Here is a 15,140-nt window from a genome sequence, read left to right as displayed (position 1 = left end):
TAGAAAATGGCGGTGTTATCACAACACCGCCGTTTTAATCTCTTCCTTTCCCTCCGCATTTTAACTTTTCCTCTATGGAACTAAATCACACCAGCGCTGGCTGTTTTACGCGCATGACTGGATACGCAGAACGGTCGTGGCGCAAAGCACCATGGGCACACTGGAAAGTCTTCTGAGCCTGTTGTCGGTCTTTGACGTAGTGGTATGGATGACAGAATGTGTGAGTCGTTGTAATATCCATGAAAACATTAAAAAATGCCTATGGATATGAAACTTTAATCGAAGAATTAGGCGGTAATTTATCTGGTGGGAAAAAACGAATTTTAATCGTCAGAGCAATGTATCGTCGCCCAAGTGTAATTTTTATGGATGAAGCAACTATCCACTTGGTTTTAGAAAATGAAGCGATCTTTAATAAAGAAATTGCAGCGTTAAGAATAACTGGAGTTATTGTTTTTCACTGTTCGCCACCTATTGATCTAGCAAATAGGGTTATTTCTTTAGTCTGATTTTTTGGGATGTTTTATGAAAGTCACTTTAATGTCATTAATAATATAAAGGATTCTTATGAAGAGGTTTTTTTTAATGTTATTCGTTTTTATTTTTGTTTTTATAATGGGATTGCTGGCTGATTATTTTGAAATGGAACGAATAATCCGATACGCATTTATAGCCAGTGCCACTGCTGTTTTTTATCAAATAATTTCTCATTTTTTTAGTGAGAAGTAATAATTTTTTAATGAAAAGGATGTTTATGAGCAATATTAAAAAAGAAGAGTGCTTTTATACGATACAAACTGTAGTTTCTGTATATGCTCTGCATCGGATATGGCGGAATTGATAAAAGCGCATTCGAGTTGATCTGGAAAAGGGTAAAAAGAGCTGCCGACAGCACTCACCATCGGCAGTTCAATCGATTACTTGCTCCGCGACGTCGTCCATTGCACGGCGAAGACGCTGGCTAGTACGATCGCCAAACCTAAGAACGCGGTGCCCGTCATCGACTGGGAAAGTAACGCCCAGCCGAGCACCACGGCAGTCAGCGGGCTCAACAACCCCAATGAGGCCACGGCAACCGTCGGCAGGCGCGTCACGCCACGAAACCAGAGCCCATAAGCGAGCACCGCACCCGCAAGACAGAGGTAGGTGTAGGCCGCCCACTGCGACAGAGTCAATGTAGGCAGCGGTGCATCGGCTAGCCATGCAACGGGTGCCAGCATCAACCCACCGATGAAAAGTTGCCAGCCGGTAAGCGGCAGCACGGGGAGATCAAGCTGCCAGCGACGCGTCAACCAGACGCCCATCGCCATGCACATTGCACCCAGCAGTGCGGCGGCGATTCCCACAGGTTCAAATGTCGTCTGCGGCGACAGCAACAACGTGGCCATACCAATCACGCCGATGACCGCTGACCACAGCGTGGCCTGTCTGGGCGTTCGATGATCTACAACCCAGACTAACACCATGATCAACAGCGGTTGGATCGCGCTCAGTACCGCAGCCAATCCACCCGGTAAACGATAAGCGGCGACGAACAGCAGCGCTTGAAAAACACCGATATTCAGGGCGCTGAGTACGACTACACGCCACCAGTCTTGCCGGGCGGGAAAGCGCCGGGTGAATAAAAGCAGCAACAGTCCCGCAGGCAGCACGCGGATAAGTGCCGCGGTGAAGGGACGATCCGGCGGCAGGAGTTCTGATGTCACGATATAAGTGGAGCCCCAAATCGCGGGGGCCAATGCTGTGAGTATGACGTCACGCCAGTAGTGTGGTGAGGATGTCGTGTTCATGACTTTACCTTTAATTCAAGATACTATGATAGTGTTGATTAATTAACTTGAAGTCAAGATAAATGAAAAATCAAACCAGCGAGCACGATGCGGTAGATGTCATTCTTGAACAATGGCGGCGCGAGCGACCCGATTTGGATGCCAGCCCGATGGGGCCGATTGGACGCCTCAGACGATGTGCTGTGCTTATGGATCAGCGCCTGGAATCCTGCTTTTCCAAATTCGATCTAAGCAGTTGGGAATTTGATATGCTGGCTACGCTGCGTCGTGCGGGGGCGCCGTACTGCCTCAGTCCGACTGATTTGTTCTCTACGTTGATGGTGACGTCAGGAACCATGACCCATCGGCTCAAGCGCCTTGAAATCCGAGGATTTATCGAGCGCGTACAGAACGAACAGGATGCGCGTAGTACGCTCGTACAACTTACCAACACGGGGCTTGAGCTAATTAATCGCGCCGTCGAAGCGCATATTGAGAACGAGCGGCAGGTGCTTTCTGCGTTATCTACGGATGTGCTGGCTGCACTTGATGCTAATCTCGCTACGCTATTACGAGCGTTGGAAAGTCATAACAAAGGGAACTGATCCATGTCTGAATACCGTGCTTCAATTAGCTGGCGGCGTGATGGGCAAGATTTTATTGATAATCGCTACAGCCGACTGCATCAATGGCAGTTTGACGGCGGTATTACGCTACGCGCCTCATCGTCGCCCCATGTCGTTCCATTGCCTTTTTCGCTGGAAGATGCAGTCGATCCTGAAGAGGCGTTGGTGGCCTCGTTGTCCAGCTGTCATATGCTGTGGTTTCTGTCGATTGCAGCCAAAAAGCGGTTTTGCGTGGATGATTATCAGGACCATGCGGTGGGAACGATGGGCGTGAATGCGACGGGAAAAATGGCGATGCTCGATGTCACGCTACATCCACAGGTCACATTCAGCGGCGAAAAACAGCCTACCGCCGAACAATATGCCACGCTGCACGAGCTGGCGCATGAGGCTTGCTACATTGCGCACTCGGTGAATTTCCCGGTGAACTGCGAGCCGACGTTAGGGACGAACAATTGAGCCTAACGGATTGATGACGCGAAGAGATCGGCGAAAATCATCGCCCGATACGTTTAGATCGGGCGATATGACAATGATACTTACCATCCGGTAATGCGTTGCCAGGTTTCTTGCTCATGCCGGTGTGATTTCAGCACCTGATAGTGTTGATGCATCGCGGCCGTTGCACAGGCGTGGTTAGGCAATATCCGCAACCGCGTGCCGACGGGGAAATGATCGACTGAAAATCCACGGTCGGTGGGTAGCGCGATGATGCCGTGTTCCTGATTGGTGACAGTCACGCAGAGGTCGTGGTAAGGGCTGCCATACAGGTCGCAAACCAGCCCGTAACCGTAATCTTTCGCCTGAGAGGCTGTACCGCGATCGCGGGAGAGCGCCATCCAGCCCGCGTCGATAAATACCCAACTTTTTTCGCGGTTGTGTCCAATCACGGTGCTAACGACCGACAGGGCGATATCATCCAGCGAACAGACCCCGACATTTTTCATCACCAGATCGAACGTGGTGAATACGCCCGCCCTGACTTCGGTAACGCCGGTTAAGTCTTCGGCAAAGTGCGCCGTCGGTGTGGCGCCCACGCTGAGCACAGGGCAGGCAATCCCCAGCGCTCGCACACGTTGTCCTGCGGTGTTGATGGCGGCGCATTCGGCACGCGCCGCTGCCCTGATCGCCTCGTCCGTGCGGCAGGCGTAAGACTCCCCGGCATGAGTCAGTAGGCCGGTGAGCGTCGCGCCGTTGCCGTCGATCTGCTTCGCTAGCTCAAGCAGCGCATCGCTTTCTGGCGGGATGCCGCCGCGATGTCCGTCACAGTCGATCTCGATAAACACCGAAAATGTCACGTTATTGGCGCGTGCGAAATCGGTCACCGCACGAGCCTGTTCCGCGCTATCCAGCAAAATATGAATATTCACGCCTTTATGGATGAGATTAGCGATACGCGGCAGCTTGTGCGGAGCGATCCCCACGGCGTAGAGTAGGTTGGTATAACCCGCCGCGGCAAAAGCCTCCGCTTCTGCCAGCGTCGAAACCGTCGCCGGTGAGGCAGAATCTTTGAGCAGATAGCGACCAGCCTCAATCGAGCGTAGCGTTTTGAGATGTGGGCGAACCTGGCTGCCTAGATTTTCCGTACGCTGATAAAGCCTATCGATATTGCGTTGAAAGCGGAATTCATCAATCAGTAAAAAGGGCGTTTCCAGCGTGTTAAGCCACTCGACGTTACTCATTGCATGTCTCCATTTTGTTTCGCTGCCTGCCAGGCGACAAGAATGCGCTGACCGATATATAAGTCCTGAATGGATAAGCCAGAACTGTCAAAAATGGTGATGTCGTCCGGCGTCTGCCGTCCCGCTGTGTTCCCGCTGATGACATCGCCGATGGCGGTCAGTGTCACATGCGCTGGCGCGTGTTGAAACTCACCAATGGTTCTGGACTGAGAAGGGAGATCGCAAAACAGGCGGCCAGCGGTAAACAGTTCTGGCGGCAGTTCCTGCTTGCCGGCGGCGTCCGATCCCATACTGACGACATGCGTTCCGGCGTTAACCCAGTCAGCGTTAAACAGCGGCGCGCGGGATGGCGTTGCCGTCACGATGATATCCGCGGCACGGCACGCGCTTTCCGCATCGCAGACTTGTGCATCCAGTCCGATAGCGTTGAGTTCTTGCGCTATTTCTGCGGATTTGCTGTTATCACGCCCGACAATCAGCACGGTACGAATGGGACGTATTCTTGCCAGTGCAGCGCATTCGTAACGAGCCTGATGACCTGTTCCGAACACGGCCAGAACCGAGGAATCCGGTCTTGCCAGCAGATCGGCGGCGACGGCATCGGCGGCAGCGGTACGAAAGGCGTTAACTTTTCCTGCCTCTATGGCCGCAGCCATTTTCCCGATTTGCTGATCGAACAGCAGAATAAGGGAATTGTGGCGGGGCAGCCCGTTAGCGGGGTTACCCGGCCAGAACGAACCGACTTTTAGCCCCGCGAGTTCACTCGTGGCGGAGGCTTTGATGCTGAATGTATTGACCGGATCGGAGCCTTGCCCGTGTACCACCGGGAAACTGCGTGCTTCTGGTTCACTGGCAGCAAGTAGGGCTTCACGAACGGCGTCATAAGCCAGCCCATGGCTGATAAGCGCTGCTGACTCTGCTTCAGAAATAAAGATCATCGTTTTTTCCTCAAGCACTACCGGTCAGAAATGCGCCGTAGCGGCTGATATCGACATTCCCGCCACTGATAATAATACCAATGCGTTTACCGCGTAGCGATTCCCTGAGGTTGCGCGCTGCCGCAAAGCTGAGGCATCCCGTTGGCTCGACGACGATCTTCATGCGCTCGGCGTAAAATCGCATCGCGTCAATCAGGTCGTCATCCGTTACCGTCAGAATATCGTCGACGTTTTGGTGAATCAGAGGGAAGGTATAGTTGCCCAGATGCTGAGTTTGTGCGCCATCGGCGATGGTTTTAGGCGTATCGATATGCACAATGTTGCCGCTGCGGAAAGATTGCTGCCCGTCGTTGCCCGCGAGAGGCTCGACACCATAAATTTTACAGTGTGGAGACAACTGACGAGCAGAAAGTGCAGAGCCTGCCAACAACCCGCCGCCGCCCAGGCAGACGAACAGGGCGTCCAACTCACCGGTTTCTTCCAGCAACTCTTTCGTTGCAGTGCCTTGTCCAGCAATGACGTGCGGGTGGTCGTAAGGGGGAATGAGCGTCAGACCCCGTTTTTCGGCCAGATCTCTACCGATCTGTTCACGATCTTCGGTATATCGATTGTATTCCACCACGTTCCCGCCATAGCCGCGCGTTGCGGCGACCTTTGCCGCTGGGGCATCGTGCGGCATGACAATTGTTGCGGGAATGCCGAGTAATTTGGCAGCCAGCGCGATGGCCTGCGCATGGTTACCAGAAGAAAAGGTGACGACACCAGCGGCTTTCTGCTCGTCGGAAAACTGCAACAGCGCGTTCATCGCGCCGCGAAACTTAAATGCGCCCATGCGCTGAAGGTTTTCACACTTGAAGAAAACCTCAGCGCCAAATGCGTCATCGACGGTACGCGATGTCATGACGGGCGTTTTATTGGCATAGCCGGCAATGCGTTTCGCTGCGGCTACCACATCGTCGAAGGTTGGGAGGCGTAAGTCGCTCATATCTGGATCACCTGCTAGTCGTGATTGTGAATACCGAGGCCGCTGTCCTCGATGCTGTTGAATGCCTGATAAACAAAATATATAAAATTAGATAAATTGTCTAATTTGATTTATCTTCAGATTTTCAGCTTACGTGAGACGCATCGTGTGCTGCTGGGAAAGGGCGAAACGAGAACCCTTCACAGGGCAAGACCGTGGTACTAAAGAAGATGTACTTACAGTACACTCAGCGCCAGAAAACGCGGTTGCGTCGGTTTGGTATTGGAGAGGAATATGTCTGCATCTGGAGAAGGTCTGCTGCTAACGCAGTTAGATGCGATAGCCAAAGGGCTAAGCGAAACGTTCGCGCCATTCTGTGAAGTGGTTGTGCACGATCTGAAGAACCCAGAACACGCGATACTTTCCATTCACAATAACCTCTCCGGTAGGGAGGTGGGTGCGCCCGCGACGGAACTGGGTCTTGCCCGCATCGCCTCGCCCGAATTTCCTAACATTTTGGCGAACTACGCCAACCAGTTTGCGGATGGGCGTCCGGTAAAAAGCACTTCGGTCGGCATCAAAAATGCGGAAGGCGACTATGTCGCCGCGCTGTGCCTGAACGTCGACATGACGCTCTTTCGCGGCATGCAGAATGCGCTGGCGCAGTTCACCCAGCTCGCTTCGGACTCCGTAACGGAGCATTTAGAGCCAAATGGTGCCGCGGCGATCAGACAACACATCGATCACTTCGCCGCCCGGCTTGCCACTACGCCACGAGCGCTAAAAGCGCAGGACAGAAAAATCCTGCTTCAGGAACTGAAAGACAGCGGCCTGCTGGAAGTCAAAAAATCCATGGATACCATCGCACAACACCTCGGCGTATCACGGGCTTCGGTTTATTTGTATGCGAAGGATTAAATAAAGGGCGGCGTTTAATGCCAGATTGTTTGATACGCCAAGTTACTGATGTGATGGTGGTTGAATTTTTAAGTAAAATGGTCGTAAATCAAGAAATGTATACGACCATTAGACGTTATTTAGCGGGTTTATAAACTGACCCAATTGCCTCAATTATAGGATCTTTCTGGCGCTTAGTTCTTTTAGCGGAGGCTAAGACGATAGAAAAAACCTCTTCTTTAGTAGCAGTAATGCATTTCCCGTGTGGTGTTATGCGAGCAAGTTCTTCCTGTGTATATTTTATACTTCCCATATGCATTGAGCCAATTTTATCTTCATCAGAATCAATATCATGACTATTTGGGATTAGAGGCGGAGCATAGGTTTTTTTTCTGTTAGTTGCCATTTTCACCTCCATTAGATTCGTTCTCATTGAGCTCATTATTGCCTAAAAAATACTCACCTTCAACGTCATCGTTTACGACCTGAATGTCTTCACGAAGCCACTGAAGAAGATTTTCTGAAGATCGCCACAATATCGTTTTGCTACCTCCCGTTATATCCTCAAAACCCTGTGTAATATAATAGTTAGCAACACTATCATTAATCGGTTCGATTAAGCGGACTCCGGTACACTGTGTCTCTAGTATGAAAAATAGTATGGCGTAGAGTGCATACTTTAGAGTATTCCCATCCAGTTCTGAATCACGCAGATGGAAATTTTGTAACATTTCAACATTTAGCGTTGGGCCTTCCTCAATGTGTTCTCCATCTTCTTCCCATTCCGTTCGTGGGCAAAAGCTGCACATGCAGGCAGCTGCGGGCCTGTCGTTTATATCCAAGAGTTTAAAACTGAAGTTAAATGCATCTGGATTTTCTAACACGCCACCGTTTTGATCCCACGGGAGTTGGTGCGTATGAATAGTATTGCGTGTATGAGCAATACACCATTCCAAATCTATATCAGTCAATTGCGCAACACGAAAATCCTTATCTGCAATGCCCAGTATCTCATTTGTGGATGCTAGCGCGCTTACGCCAGCATCTAAGATATGTAGTGCATCTGGCATCCTTCTCTCCGATGTTGAATGTTGAGATTGATTCAATGATTCATCCTAATAGGATAAGTCCATTTAATATATTGAAAATCAGATGTTTTATGTTTAATTGGTTTTTTTATTAATAGAATTGAGATCGCTATCGAAGTTATTTTCCGCTGGATACTATGACCCTAAATATCGGCGAATGAATTATTGTATTCCTCAGTGAGTGATGCGCAGTGCTGCATCATGAAACACCCCACCCAACGAATTCCTCAATCCTCACCTATACTTGCTTAACTGCCCGATTTGCCAACGAGCGGCAACGTCGGGTGTGGTGAAAATGAAAACGCGAGGAGTAAGTATGGGTATTCTGTCCTGGATTATTTTTGGCTTGATTGCGGGGATTCTGGCTAAGTGGATTATGCCCGGTAAAGACGGCGGTGGCTTTATCCTGACGGTGTTGCTTGGGATTGTCGGTGCGGTTGTGGGGGGCTACATCAGCGTTTTCTTTGGGTTCGGCCGGGTGGATGGCTTTAACTTCGGCAGTTTTGTGGTAGCGATTGTCGGCGCGATTGTCGTGCTGTGGGTGTACCGCAAGATTCGAGACTAGTGCTAAAGGCCAGCATTTTCATTCCCGCTTCGGCGGGAATGTTATTTCTAGTGAAAATAAGTTGAGATATAGGGAGAGAGTGTCAGAACAATCAGCACGATCCCGCCACCAATATTGATGGTTTTTTTCAACGCAATAGGGTTGATTCTGCCTGATGAACGGATAAGTAACTGTGCTGAAAATAGCAGCCAGGCCGACATCATCACAATGTGTAGGGTAGCGAGTGTGAGGTAGGACACGAGCGATACCGATGAGGTACCATTGGCACTCACAAACAGTGGTACGATAGTGACATAGAGCAGAATCGCTTTAATATTCAGAACATTTGCCAAATAGGCCTCTTTGATACCCACTCTGCCGCTGTTGCATGAGGTTGTACTTTTCTCTCGTAATCCACTTTCTATCAAACGAAACGCTAAGTAGAGCAGATAGCCTGTACCAATAACGGTAATGGTATGCATGAGCGAGGGGTAAAGGGATAGCAACCCTGTGAGACCAACGCTTGCCAGTAAACTATGCGTATAAATACCCAGCGCAGTACCGATAATAATGCGTGATACAGCGTACATTCCCCCACTGGCGACATTGTTCATTGCCAGCGTAAAACTTGCTCCGGGAGATAACGTTATCGGGGTTAACGCAATGATAAAGCCCAGTATATCCATAAGGTCGAGAGTTCAGCCCTGTGTCTGTTAGCGAGACTATACAGGAGTGTGGGATGGAAATCAGTGAGACGGGCGCATATCGCGCCCGGTGAATGAGGCAGGAAGGTCGCTAATACGGAAGGGGTTAATGCGTGATGATGCTATCCAGCGCGCGCAGGTGGTCCGGCTGCCACGATAGATTGACCTCAGTGCCAGCTTTCCAGTGCGGTTGAATCTCGCTGGCGGGGAGTTTCACCATAAACTGCGGCTGGCCTGCGACTTCCGTCATCATCCTGACGTGATCGCCAAGATAGATGAACTGCTGAATGCGCGCTTTGACGTGCTGCATGGTGTCGTCGGTATGAGCCGCGTTGACGTGAATACGTTCCGGGCGGATGCAGAGGGTGATTTTACGACCCGGCGAACTGGGGCGGACTTTCAGTGCGCGCAGCGAGGTGCCGTCGTCCAGCGTTGCCCGATAGAACGCGCCTTCGGCCTCGGCGCGGGTGGCGAGCAGCGTATTATTTTCGCCGATAAACTGCGCCACAAAGGCGTTCTCCGGTTTTTCGTAGATATCGCTCGGGCTATCCATCTGCTGAATCACGCCGTCGTTAAACACGGCAACGCGGTTGGACATCGTCATCGCTTCGCTCTGGTCATGGGTGACGTATACCACGGTCAATTCCAGCGACTGATGCAGTTCTTTAATTTCCAGTTGCATATGTTCACGTAGTTGCTTATCCAGCGCGCCCAATGGTTCATCCATCAGCACCAGTTTCGGTTCGAAGACCAGTGCGCGAGCCAACGCCACGCGCTGCTGCTGACCGCCGGACATCTGGGCGGGATAGCGATCGGCCAGGCTGGTGAGTTTTACACGGTCTAATACCCGATCGACTTTCTCTTTGATATCGGCACGGTTCAGGCGGCGGATGGACAGCGGGAACGCCAGATTCTCTGCCACGGTCATATGTGGAAACAGTGCGTAGTTCTGAAATACCATGCCGATGTCGCGCTGATGCGGGGGAAGATGGTGCAATGGCGCTTCGCGCAGCAGAATTTCCCCCTGAGTTGGGGTCTCAAATCCGGCGAGCATCATCAAACTGGTGGTTTTTCCCGAACCGGAAGGCCCGAGCAGGGTCAGAAATTCACCTTCGCGGATATCCAGATTCAGGTTTTTGACGATCAGGCGATCGCCGTCGTAGGTTTTCTGAACATTCCTGAAACTGACATAATTTCTCATTTTTCACTCTCCGGCAGTCACTGTTATTCATAAGAATGCATAAACCATGCCGGATGCTGAACGAACAGAAAACACCGCGCGGTAATGCGCTAAAACGCGATTTATCATCACAACGGATGCGCAGTTATGGGGCGTGCAGGGGCAAATGGCACCGTAATGGTGCGAATCGACTCGAATGAAAACGAGGGCTGTCAAACGTCTGAATGGTGGGTATCCAGTGCCTTAATACAGGCCACAATCACGGAAAAAGCCGGCTCCATTTGAGGTTCCTCGACGCTGGCATAGCCCAGTAATAAACCGCGCTGTTGCGTCGGTTGCAGATAATAGCTGGAAAGTGGTTTGACCATCACGCCACGGCGCAGGATCGCGGCACTCAGCACGACATCATCAATGTGGGGCGGCAGGCTAAGCAGCATATGCAGTCCGGCGTTGCTGTTGTCTCCGATGTAAGCCGTTCCCAAATGCTGTTCGATCAGCGACGTCAATAACGTGCGCCGTTTGGCATACAGCAAACGCATACGGCGGATATGTGCGGCGTAGTGGCCTTCGCGGATAAACTGCGCAAGCGTTGCCTGTGTGAGCCAGTGTCCGCCGCGGTAGAGCTCGGAGTGTGCCGTCTTTAGCGATTGTGCCAGCAGTGGTGGCAACACCATGTAGCTGACGCGTAGGCCGGGGTAGAGCGTTTTGCTGAATGTGCCGATGTAGATCACCGGGGATTGCGACTGGAGTCCTTGTAGCGCGGGGATCGGGCTGCCGGAAAAGCGGAATTCGCTGTCATAATCGTCTTCCACCACCCAGCAACCATGCTCTTGCGCCAGTGCCAACAACCGTTGGCGGCGTGCCAGGCTCATCACCGCGCCCAGTGGATACTGATGTGACGGTGTCACGCAAATCAGGCGCGGTGCGGTATCGGACGAAAGCGTTTCCGGCGGTGCCAGCCCTTGTTCATCGACATCAATAGGAGCAACGCGCAGGCCGTTAATCGTCAGGACATTACGAATCCCCCAGTAGCAGGGATCTTCAATCCATGCCAAATCACCGGGGTTGCACAGCATTTTAGCCAACAGATCCATTGCCTGATGGGTGCCTTCGGTAATCAGAACCTGTTCCGGCGTACACTCGACGGAACGGGCGACACGTAGATAATCCACCAGTGCCAACTGAAGTTCGGGACAGCCGCCAATGGGCGAGTAAGAAAGTTGTTCAGGACGAACGCGCCGTGTCAGACGCGTCTGAATCCGCCGCCATAAATCATGCGGGAAGCTGGCGATATCAGGGATGCCGGGCATAAATGCCCCCCATTGGCGAACGGAAGCCCCGGCATAACCCAGCAGATGCATCCCGCGGCGGGAAAGCTCATGTTTAGGCTCTCGTATTTCCCCCGCATTACCGCTGCTCACCGGCAGCATATTGCCATCGGGTAACTGTTCCGTGACGAAGGTTCCGCTTCCTTTGCGTGCGTCAATATAGCCTTCTGCCAGTAGCTGCTCGTAAGCCGTCAACACGGTATTGCGTGACAGCGACAACTGCTGCGCCAGATCGCGTGACGACGGTAGGCGTTCACCAGCGGTAATGGCACCATCAAGAATCGCCAGCCGAATGCTGTCGTACAAACGCTTGTTTAGCGCACCGTCCTGCTGGTTGGCCAAACGTTGAAGCAATAAGTCGGTCAGGAGTGAGCGCAAAAGTGGACCCTTCAAATATTCAAAACTGGCACTGGATTATAGAACCATCTCGCGTCTAAATAACATCATCATCTTGCAACTACACTAACAGTCATCATTCAACGACTAACAGATGTGTTTAGGATACCGGAGCCGATCATGAAGAATAGCGAACTGAATCAACGCCGTCTGGCCGCCACGCCGCGTGGTGTGGGCGTCATGTGTGATTTCTATGCTGAGCGTGCGGAAAACAGCACCCTATGGGATGTTGAAGGGCGAGAGTTTATCGATTTCGCCGCCGGGATTGCGGTACTGAACACCGGGCATCGTCACCCGAAAATTGTCGCTGCGGTGCGTGAACAACTGGATCGCTTTACCCATACGGCCTATCAGATTGTACCTTACGGCAGCTACGTTACGCTGGCTGAGCGTATTAACGCGCTGGCACCCATTCAAGGCGCGGCAAAAACCACGTTCTTTACCACCGGCGCCGAAGCGGTGGAAAATGCGGTGAAAATCGCCCGTGCTTACACCAAACGCCCCGGCGTGATTGCTTTCAACGCGGCGTTTCACGGCCGCACGTTGCTGACTATGACGCTGACGGGCAAAGTGGCTCCGTACTCAACGGGATTTGGCCCGTTCCCCGGTTCTATTTTTCACGCGCTTTACCCGAATGAAAAGAGTGGCATCACCGTTGAACAGGCACTGGAAAGCGTCGAACGTTTGATGCATACCGACATCGCTGCCGATCAAGTTGCCGCGATTATTTTGGAGCCGGTTCAGGGTGAAGGCGGATTTCACGTCGCGCCACCTGCCTTTATTAGCGGGCTGCGCACGCTGTGCGACGAGCATGGCATTCTGCTGATTGCCGATGAGGTACAGACCGGCTTTGCCCGTACCGGTAAACTGTTTGCGATGGAGTATTATACTGAGAAAGCGGATCTGATCACCATGGCGAAAAGCCTGGGCGGCGGTTTCCCGATCTCTGGTGTGGTCGGCCGTGCTGAGGTAATGGATGCACCATCGCCGGGCGGGCTGGGCGGTACCTATGCGGGCAACCCGCTGGCGGTGGCTTCCGCGCTGGCGGTATTGGATGTGATTGAAGAAGAAAAATTGTGCCAACGGGCGCAGCGGCTGGGTGCCGCGCTGGTCGAAATGCTGGAAAAAGTGAAAGCGCAGTGTCCGGCACTGGTGGCGATTCGTGCACAAGGATCGATGGTCGCGGCTGAATTTAGCGATCCGAACACGGGTAAACCCTCGGCAGAGATTACCCGCCAATTTCAGAAAAGCGCGTTAGAAGCGGGCTTGCTGCTGCTGACCTGCGGTGTACATGGCAACGTGATTCGTTTCCTGTATCCGCTGACAGTTCCCGATGAGCAGTTCAGCAAGGCGATGAACATCCTGACGCGCGTATTAACACAATAGAAGAGATGCTATGCAACTGAAACAGTCTATTTCACTGAAACAACAAACATTATTCCGTCAACATTGCCTGATTGACGGCGAGTGGCAAGACAGCCAAAACGGTGAACGTCTGGATGTCACTAATCCGGCGACGGGTGAGGTGTTGGGTAGCGTGCCGCTCGTGACGGTGTCACAAACTGAGCTGGCGATTGCTGCTGCGGAACGGGCGTTGGTTGAGTGGCGTAAGAAGACGGGAAAAGAACGTTCGGCGCTGTTGCAGGCATGGGCGCGTCTGATTATGGACAATCAGGACGATCTGGCTGCGTTGCTGACGGCGGAACAGGGAAAACCATTGGCGGAAGCGCGCGGTGAAATTGCCTACGCCACCAGTTTTATCGACTGGTTTGCGGAAGAAGCCAAACGCATTGAAGGCAGCGTATTGCAATCGCCGCAGGGGCAACAGCGCTTGATGGTGATTAAGCAGCCCATCGGCGTATGTGCCGCGATAACGCCGTGGAATTTCCCGGCGGCGATGATTACCCGTAAAGTTGGCCCCGCACTGGCGGCGGGCTGTACGATGATCGTTAAACCTGCCGAGCAGACGCCGTTTACCGCGCTGGCGCTGGCGGAACTGGCGCAGCAGGCGGGTATTCCGCGCGGCGTGTTACAGCTCATTGTCGGTGATGCGCAGTCAGTGGGTAAGGTGCTGTGCGATAGCCCGGTGGTGCGCAAGCTGAGCTTCACCGGCTCTACGGAAGTGGGCCGCATCCTGATGGCGCAGAGCGCGCCGACGGTGAAAAAGCTCTCGTTGGAGTTAGGTGGCAACGCGCCGTTTATCGTGTTCGATGATGCCGATGTGGATCAGGCGGTGAAAGGCATTCTGGCCTCCAAGTTCCGCAATAGCGGGCAGACTTGCGTCTGTGCTAACCGAATCTATGTGCAGAATGGGATTTATCCAACGCTGGTAGAACGACTGCTCGAAGAAGTGAGCAAATTAAACGTAGGCGACGGTACGCAGCCGGGTGTGACACAGGGGCCGCTGATTGATGCCGATGCGGTTAGCAAAGTTGAGCAACATATTGCCGATGCGTTATCGCACGGCGCGACGCTACTGCTGGGTGGCAAACGTCATGAGCGAGGAGGCACGTTCTTCACGCCAACCATTGTCGGTGAGGTGACCCGCGAGATGCGTTTCGCTCGTGAAGAGACGTTCGGGCCCGTTGCACCACTGTTCCGCTTCAGTGACGAAGCCGAGGTGATTGCAATGGCGAATGATACCGAATTCGGGCTGGCCGCTTATGTCTACACGCGCGATGCCGTGCGTCAGTGGACGGTGCCGGAAGCGCTGGATTACGGCATGGTTGGCATCAATACCGGGCTGATTTCGAATGAAGTTGCGCCGTTTGGTGGCGTAAAACAGTCTGGGCTGGGACGCGAAGGCTCACGTTTCGGTATTGAAGACTATCTGGAAATGAAATATCTCTGCGTCGATCTTTCTCGGTAAATTGTTGTCCCGATAGTCGATGAAAGTGCGTGTCGGCAACCCACGCTGGCACGCACACAGCAAACGCGCAATGCGTCTGTGTGGTGCAGAGATAGGCTGGCTTGCACCACGATATGGCAAAAATGGCGAAATACAATCAGGGCAACATGTTGACT

16 protein-coding genes and 1 pseudogene are annotated in these 15,140 nt (G+C 52.4%); 8 read left to right on the top strand and 9 right to left on the bottom strand.

Annotated elements, in window-relative coordinates; genetic code table 11:
• Nucleotides 1-76 precede the first annotated feature (76 nt).
• Nucleotides 77-217, top strand: a pseudogene (locus A6301_RS02450) (IS1 family transposase); the annotation flags it as partial.
• Nucleotides 218-239: 22 nt separating this feature from the next.
• Nucleotides 240-509: a hypothetical protein gene (locus A6301_RS02445; RefSeq protein ID WP_234257028.1), complete on the top strand. Its 270-nt coding sequence runs from the start codon at nucleotides 240-242 to the stop codon at nucleotides 507-509.
• 408 nt (nucleotides 510-917) lie between these two features.
• On the opposite strand, the gene A6301_RS02440 is transcribed toward A6301_RS02445, so the two are convergent.
• A complete protein-coding gene (locus A6301_RS02440) occupies nucleotides 918-1,790 on the bottom strand; it encodes an EamA family transporter (protein ID WP_107169656.1) in 873 nt (290 codons plus the stop codon).
• A gap of 62 nt (nucleotides 1,791-1,852) precedes the next feature.
• On the opposite strand from A6301_RS02440, the gene A6301_RS02435 reads away from it, so the two are divergent.
• Both A6301_RS02435 and A6301_RS02430 read left to right on the top strand, forming a co-directional pair.
• Nucleotides 1,853-2,374 (top strand): MarR family winged helix-turn-helix transcriptional regulator, encoded by a 522-nt coding sequence (locus A6301_RS02435; RefSeq protein WP_107169655.1) that lies wholly within the window; start codon nucleotides 1,853-1,855, stop codon nucleotides 2,372-2,374.
• A gap of 3 nt (nucleotides 2,375-2,377) precedes the next feature.
• Entirely contained in the window at nucleotides 2,378-2,854 is a 477-nt protein-coding gene (locus A6301_RS02430) for an OsmC family protein (RefSeq protein ID WP_107169654.1), read from the top strand.
• 80 nt (nucleotides 2,855-2,934) lie between these two features.
• Here A6301_RS02430 and A6301_RS02425 read toward each other — a convergent pair whose 3' ends face one another.
• From A6301_RS02425 to A6301_RS02415, 3 genes are read right to left on the bottom strand one after another with little or no spacing between them, the layout of a single operon-like run.
• On the bottom strand, nucleotides 2,935-4,077 hold the full coding sequence (locus A6301_RS02425) for a DSD1 family PLP-dependent enzyme (protein ID WP_234257027.1): 1,143 nt from the start codon (nucleotides 4,075-4,077) through the stop codon (nucleotides 2,935-2,937).
• On the bottom strand, nucleotides 4,074-5,015 hold the full coding sequence (locus A6301_RS02420) for an ornithine cyclodeaminase family protein (protein ID WP_234257026.1): 942 nt from the start codon (nucleotides 5,013-5,015) through the stop codon (nucleotides 4,074-4,076). The genes A6301_RS02425 and A6301_RS02420 overlap by 4 nt, the downstream gene beginning before the upstream one ends.
• Before the next feature lie 10 nt (nucleotides 5,016-5,025).
• Nucleotides 5,026-6,000, bottom strand: a complete 975-nt coding sequence (locus tag A6301_RS02415; protein WP_234257025.1) for a threo-3-hydroxy-L-aspartate ammonia-lyase — start codon at nucleotides 5,998-6,000, stop codon at nucleotides 5,026-5,028.
• A 273-nt stretch (nucleotides 6,001-6,273) separates the two neighbouring features.
• On the opposite strand from A6301_RS02415, the gene A6301_RS02410 reads away from it, so the two are divergent.
• A complete protein-coding gene (locus tag A6301_RS02410) occupies nucleotides 6,274-6,897 on the top strand; it encodes a transcriptional regulator (RefSeq protein ID WP_234257024.1) in 624 nt (207 codons plus the stop codon).
• Between the two features lie 115 nt (nucleotides 6,898-7,012).
• Here the strand turns inward: A6301_RS02410 and A6301_RS02405 are convergent, their stop codons facing one another.
• A complete protein-coding gene (locus A6301_RS02405; RefSeq protein WP_233671824.1) occupies nucleotides 7,013-7,282 on the bottom strand; it encodes a hypothetical protein in 270 nt (89 codons plus the stop codon).
• The gene (locus A6301_RS02400) at nucleotides 7,272-7,946 is read right to left on the bottom strand and encodes a hypothetical protein (protein WP_215482947.1); all 675 of its coding nucleotides are present in this window, start codon (nucleotides 7,944-7,946) and stop codon (nucleotides 7,272-7,274) included. Before A6301_RS02400 ends, A6301_RS02405 begins: the two co-directional genes overlap by 11 nt.
• 334 nt (nucleotides 7,947-8,280) lie before the next feature.
• On the opposite strand from A6301_RS02400, the gene A6301_RS02395 reads away from it, so the two are divergent.
• Nucleotides 8,281-8,529: a GlsB/YeaQ/YmgE family stress response membrane protein gene (locus A6301_RS02395; RefSeq protein ID WP_005972245.1), complete on the top strand. Its 249-nt coding sequence runs from the start codon at nucleotides 8,281-8,283 to the stop codon at nucleotides 8,527-8,529.
• A 47-nt stretch (nucleotides 8,530-8,576) separates the two neighbouring features.
• Here A6301_RS02395 and A6301_RS02390 read toward each other — a convergent pair whose 3' ends face one another.
• The 3 genes from A6301_RS02390 to A6301_RS02380 all read right to left on the bottom strand — a co-directional run bounded on the left by A6301_RS02390 (nucleotide 8,577) and on the right by A6301_RS02380 (nucleotide 12,098).
• Nucleotides 8,577-9,194 carry a LysE family translocator gene (locus tag A6301_RS02390; protein ID WP_234257023.1) on the bottom strand — a complete coding sequence of 206 codons (618 nt, stop codon included), beginning with the start codon at nucleotides 9,192-9,194 and terminating at the stop codon, nucleotides 8,577-8,579.
• A gap of 124 nt (nucleotides 9,195-9,318) precedes the next feature.
• Nucleotides 9,319-10,413, bottom strand: coding sequence for an ABC transporter ATP-binding protein (locus tag A6301_RS02385; RefSeq protein ID WP_234257022.1), 1,095 nt, complete (start codon nucleotides 10,411-10,413; stop codon nucleotides 9,319-9,321).
• 191 nt (nucleotides 10,414-10,604) lie between these two features.
• A complete protein-coding gene (locus A6301_RS02380) occupies nucleotides 10,605-12,098 on the bottom strand; it encodes a PLP-dependent aminotransferase family protein (protein WP_234257021.1) in 1,494 nt (497 codons plus the stop codon).
• Between the two features lie 138 nt (nucleotides 12,099-12,236).
• On the opposite strand from A6301_RS02380, the gene A6301_RS02375 reads away from it, so the two are divergent.
• The gene (locus A6301_RS02375) at nucleotides 12,237-13,502 is read left to right on the top strand and encodes a 4-aminobutyrate--2-oxoglutarate transaminase (protein ID WP_234257020.1); all 1,266 of its coding nucleotides are present in this window, start codon (nucleotides 12,237-12,239) and stop codon (nucleotides 13,500-13,502) included.
• Nucleotides 13,503-13,512: 10 nt separating this feature from the next.
• Nucleotides 13,513-14,985: an NAD-dependent succinate-semialdehyde dehydrogenase gene (locus A6301_RS02370; RefSeq protein ID WP_234257019.1), complete on the top strand. Its 1,473-nt coding sequence runs from the start codon at nucleotides 13,513-13,515 to the stop codon at nucleotides 14,983-14,985.
• Nucleotides 14,986-15,140: the final 155 nt, after the last annotated feature.

It is taken from the genome of Pectobacterium sp. IFB5596 (assembly GCF_021432585.1).
Classification (GTDB): Bacteria; Pseudomonadota; Gammaproteobacteria; order Enterobacterales; family Enterobacteriaceae; genus Pectobacterium; species Pectobacterium punjabense.
The sequence above is the reverse complement of the archived record's forward strand: the minus strand, read 5'-3'. Positions and strand labels throughout refer to the sequence as shown.

Excerpts from the sequence above, each read along its gene's own strand:
- A6301_RS02445 (WP_234257028.1), top strand. The coding sequence starts at position 240 with ATGAAAACATTAAAAAATGCCTATGGATATGAAACTTTAATCGAAGAA.
- A6301_RS02440 (WP_107169656.1), bottom strand. The coding sequence starts at position 1,790 with ATGAACACGACATCCTCACCACACTACTGGCGTGACGTCATACTCACA.
- A6301_RS02435 (WP_107169655.1), top strand. The coding sequence starts at position 1,853 with ATGAAAAATCAAACCAGCGAGCACGATGCGGTAGATGTCATTCTTGAA.
- A6301_RS02430 (WP_107169654.1), top strand. The coding sequence starts at position 2,378 with ATGTCTGAATACCGTGCTTCAATTAGCTGGCGGCGTGATGGGCAAGAT.
- A6301_RS02425 (WP_234257027.1), bottom strand. The coding sequence starts at position 4,077 with ATGAGTAACGTCGAGTGGCTTAACACGCTGGAAACGCCCTTTTTACTG.
- A6301_RS02420 (WP_234257026.1), bottom strand. The coding sequence starts at position 5,015 with ATGATCTTTATTTCTGAAGCAGAGTCAGCAGCGCTTATCAGCCATGGG.
- A6301_RS02415 (WP_234257025.1), bottom strand. The coding sequence starts at position 6,000 with ATGAGCGACTTACGCCTCCCAACCTTCGACGATGTGGTAGCCGCAGCG.
- A6301_RS02410 (WP_234257024.1), top strand. The coding sequence starts at position 6,274 with ATGTCTGCATCTGGAGAAGGTCTGCTGCTAACGCAGTTAGATGCGATA.
- A6301_RS02405 (WP_233671824.1), bottom strand. The coding sequence starts at position 7,282 with ATGGCAACTAACAGAAAAAAAACCTATGCTCCGCCTCTAATCCCAAAT.
- A6301_RS02400 (WP_215482947.1), bottom strand. The coding sequence starts at position 7,946 with ATGCCAGATGCACTACATATCTTAGATGCTGGCGTAAGCGCGCTAGCA.
- A6301_RS02395 (WP_005972245.1), top strand. The coding sequence starts at position 8,281 with ATGGGTATTCTGTCCTGGATTATTTTTGGCTTGATTGCGGGGATTCTG.
- A6301_RS02390 (WP_234257023.1), bottom strand. The coding sequence starts at position 9,194 with ATGGATATACTGGGCTTTATCATTGCGTTAACCCCGATAACGTTATCT.
- A6301_RS02385 (WP_234257022.1), bottom strand. The coding sequence starts at position 10,413 with ATGAGAAATTATGTCAGTTTCAGGAATGTTCAGAAAACCTACGACGGC.
- A6301_RS02375 (WP_234257020.1), top strand. The coding sequence starts at position 12,237 with ATGAAGAATAGCGAACTGAATCAACGCCGTCTGGCCGCCACGCCGCGT.
- A6301_RS02370 (WP_234257019.1), top strand. The coding sequence starts at position 13,513 with ATGCAACTGAAACAGTCTATTTCACTGAAACAACAAACATTATTCCGT.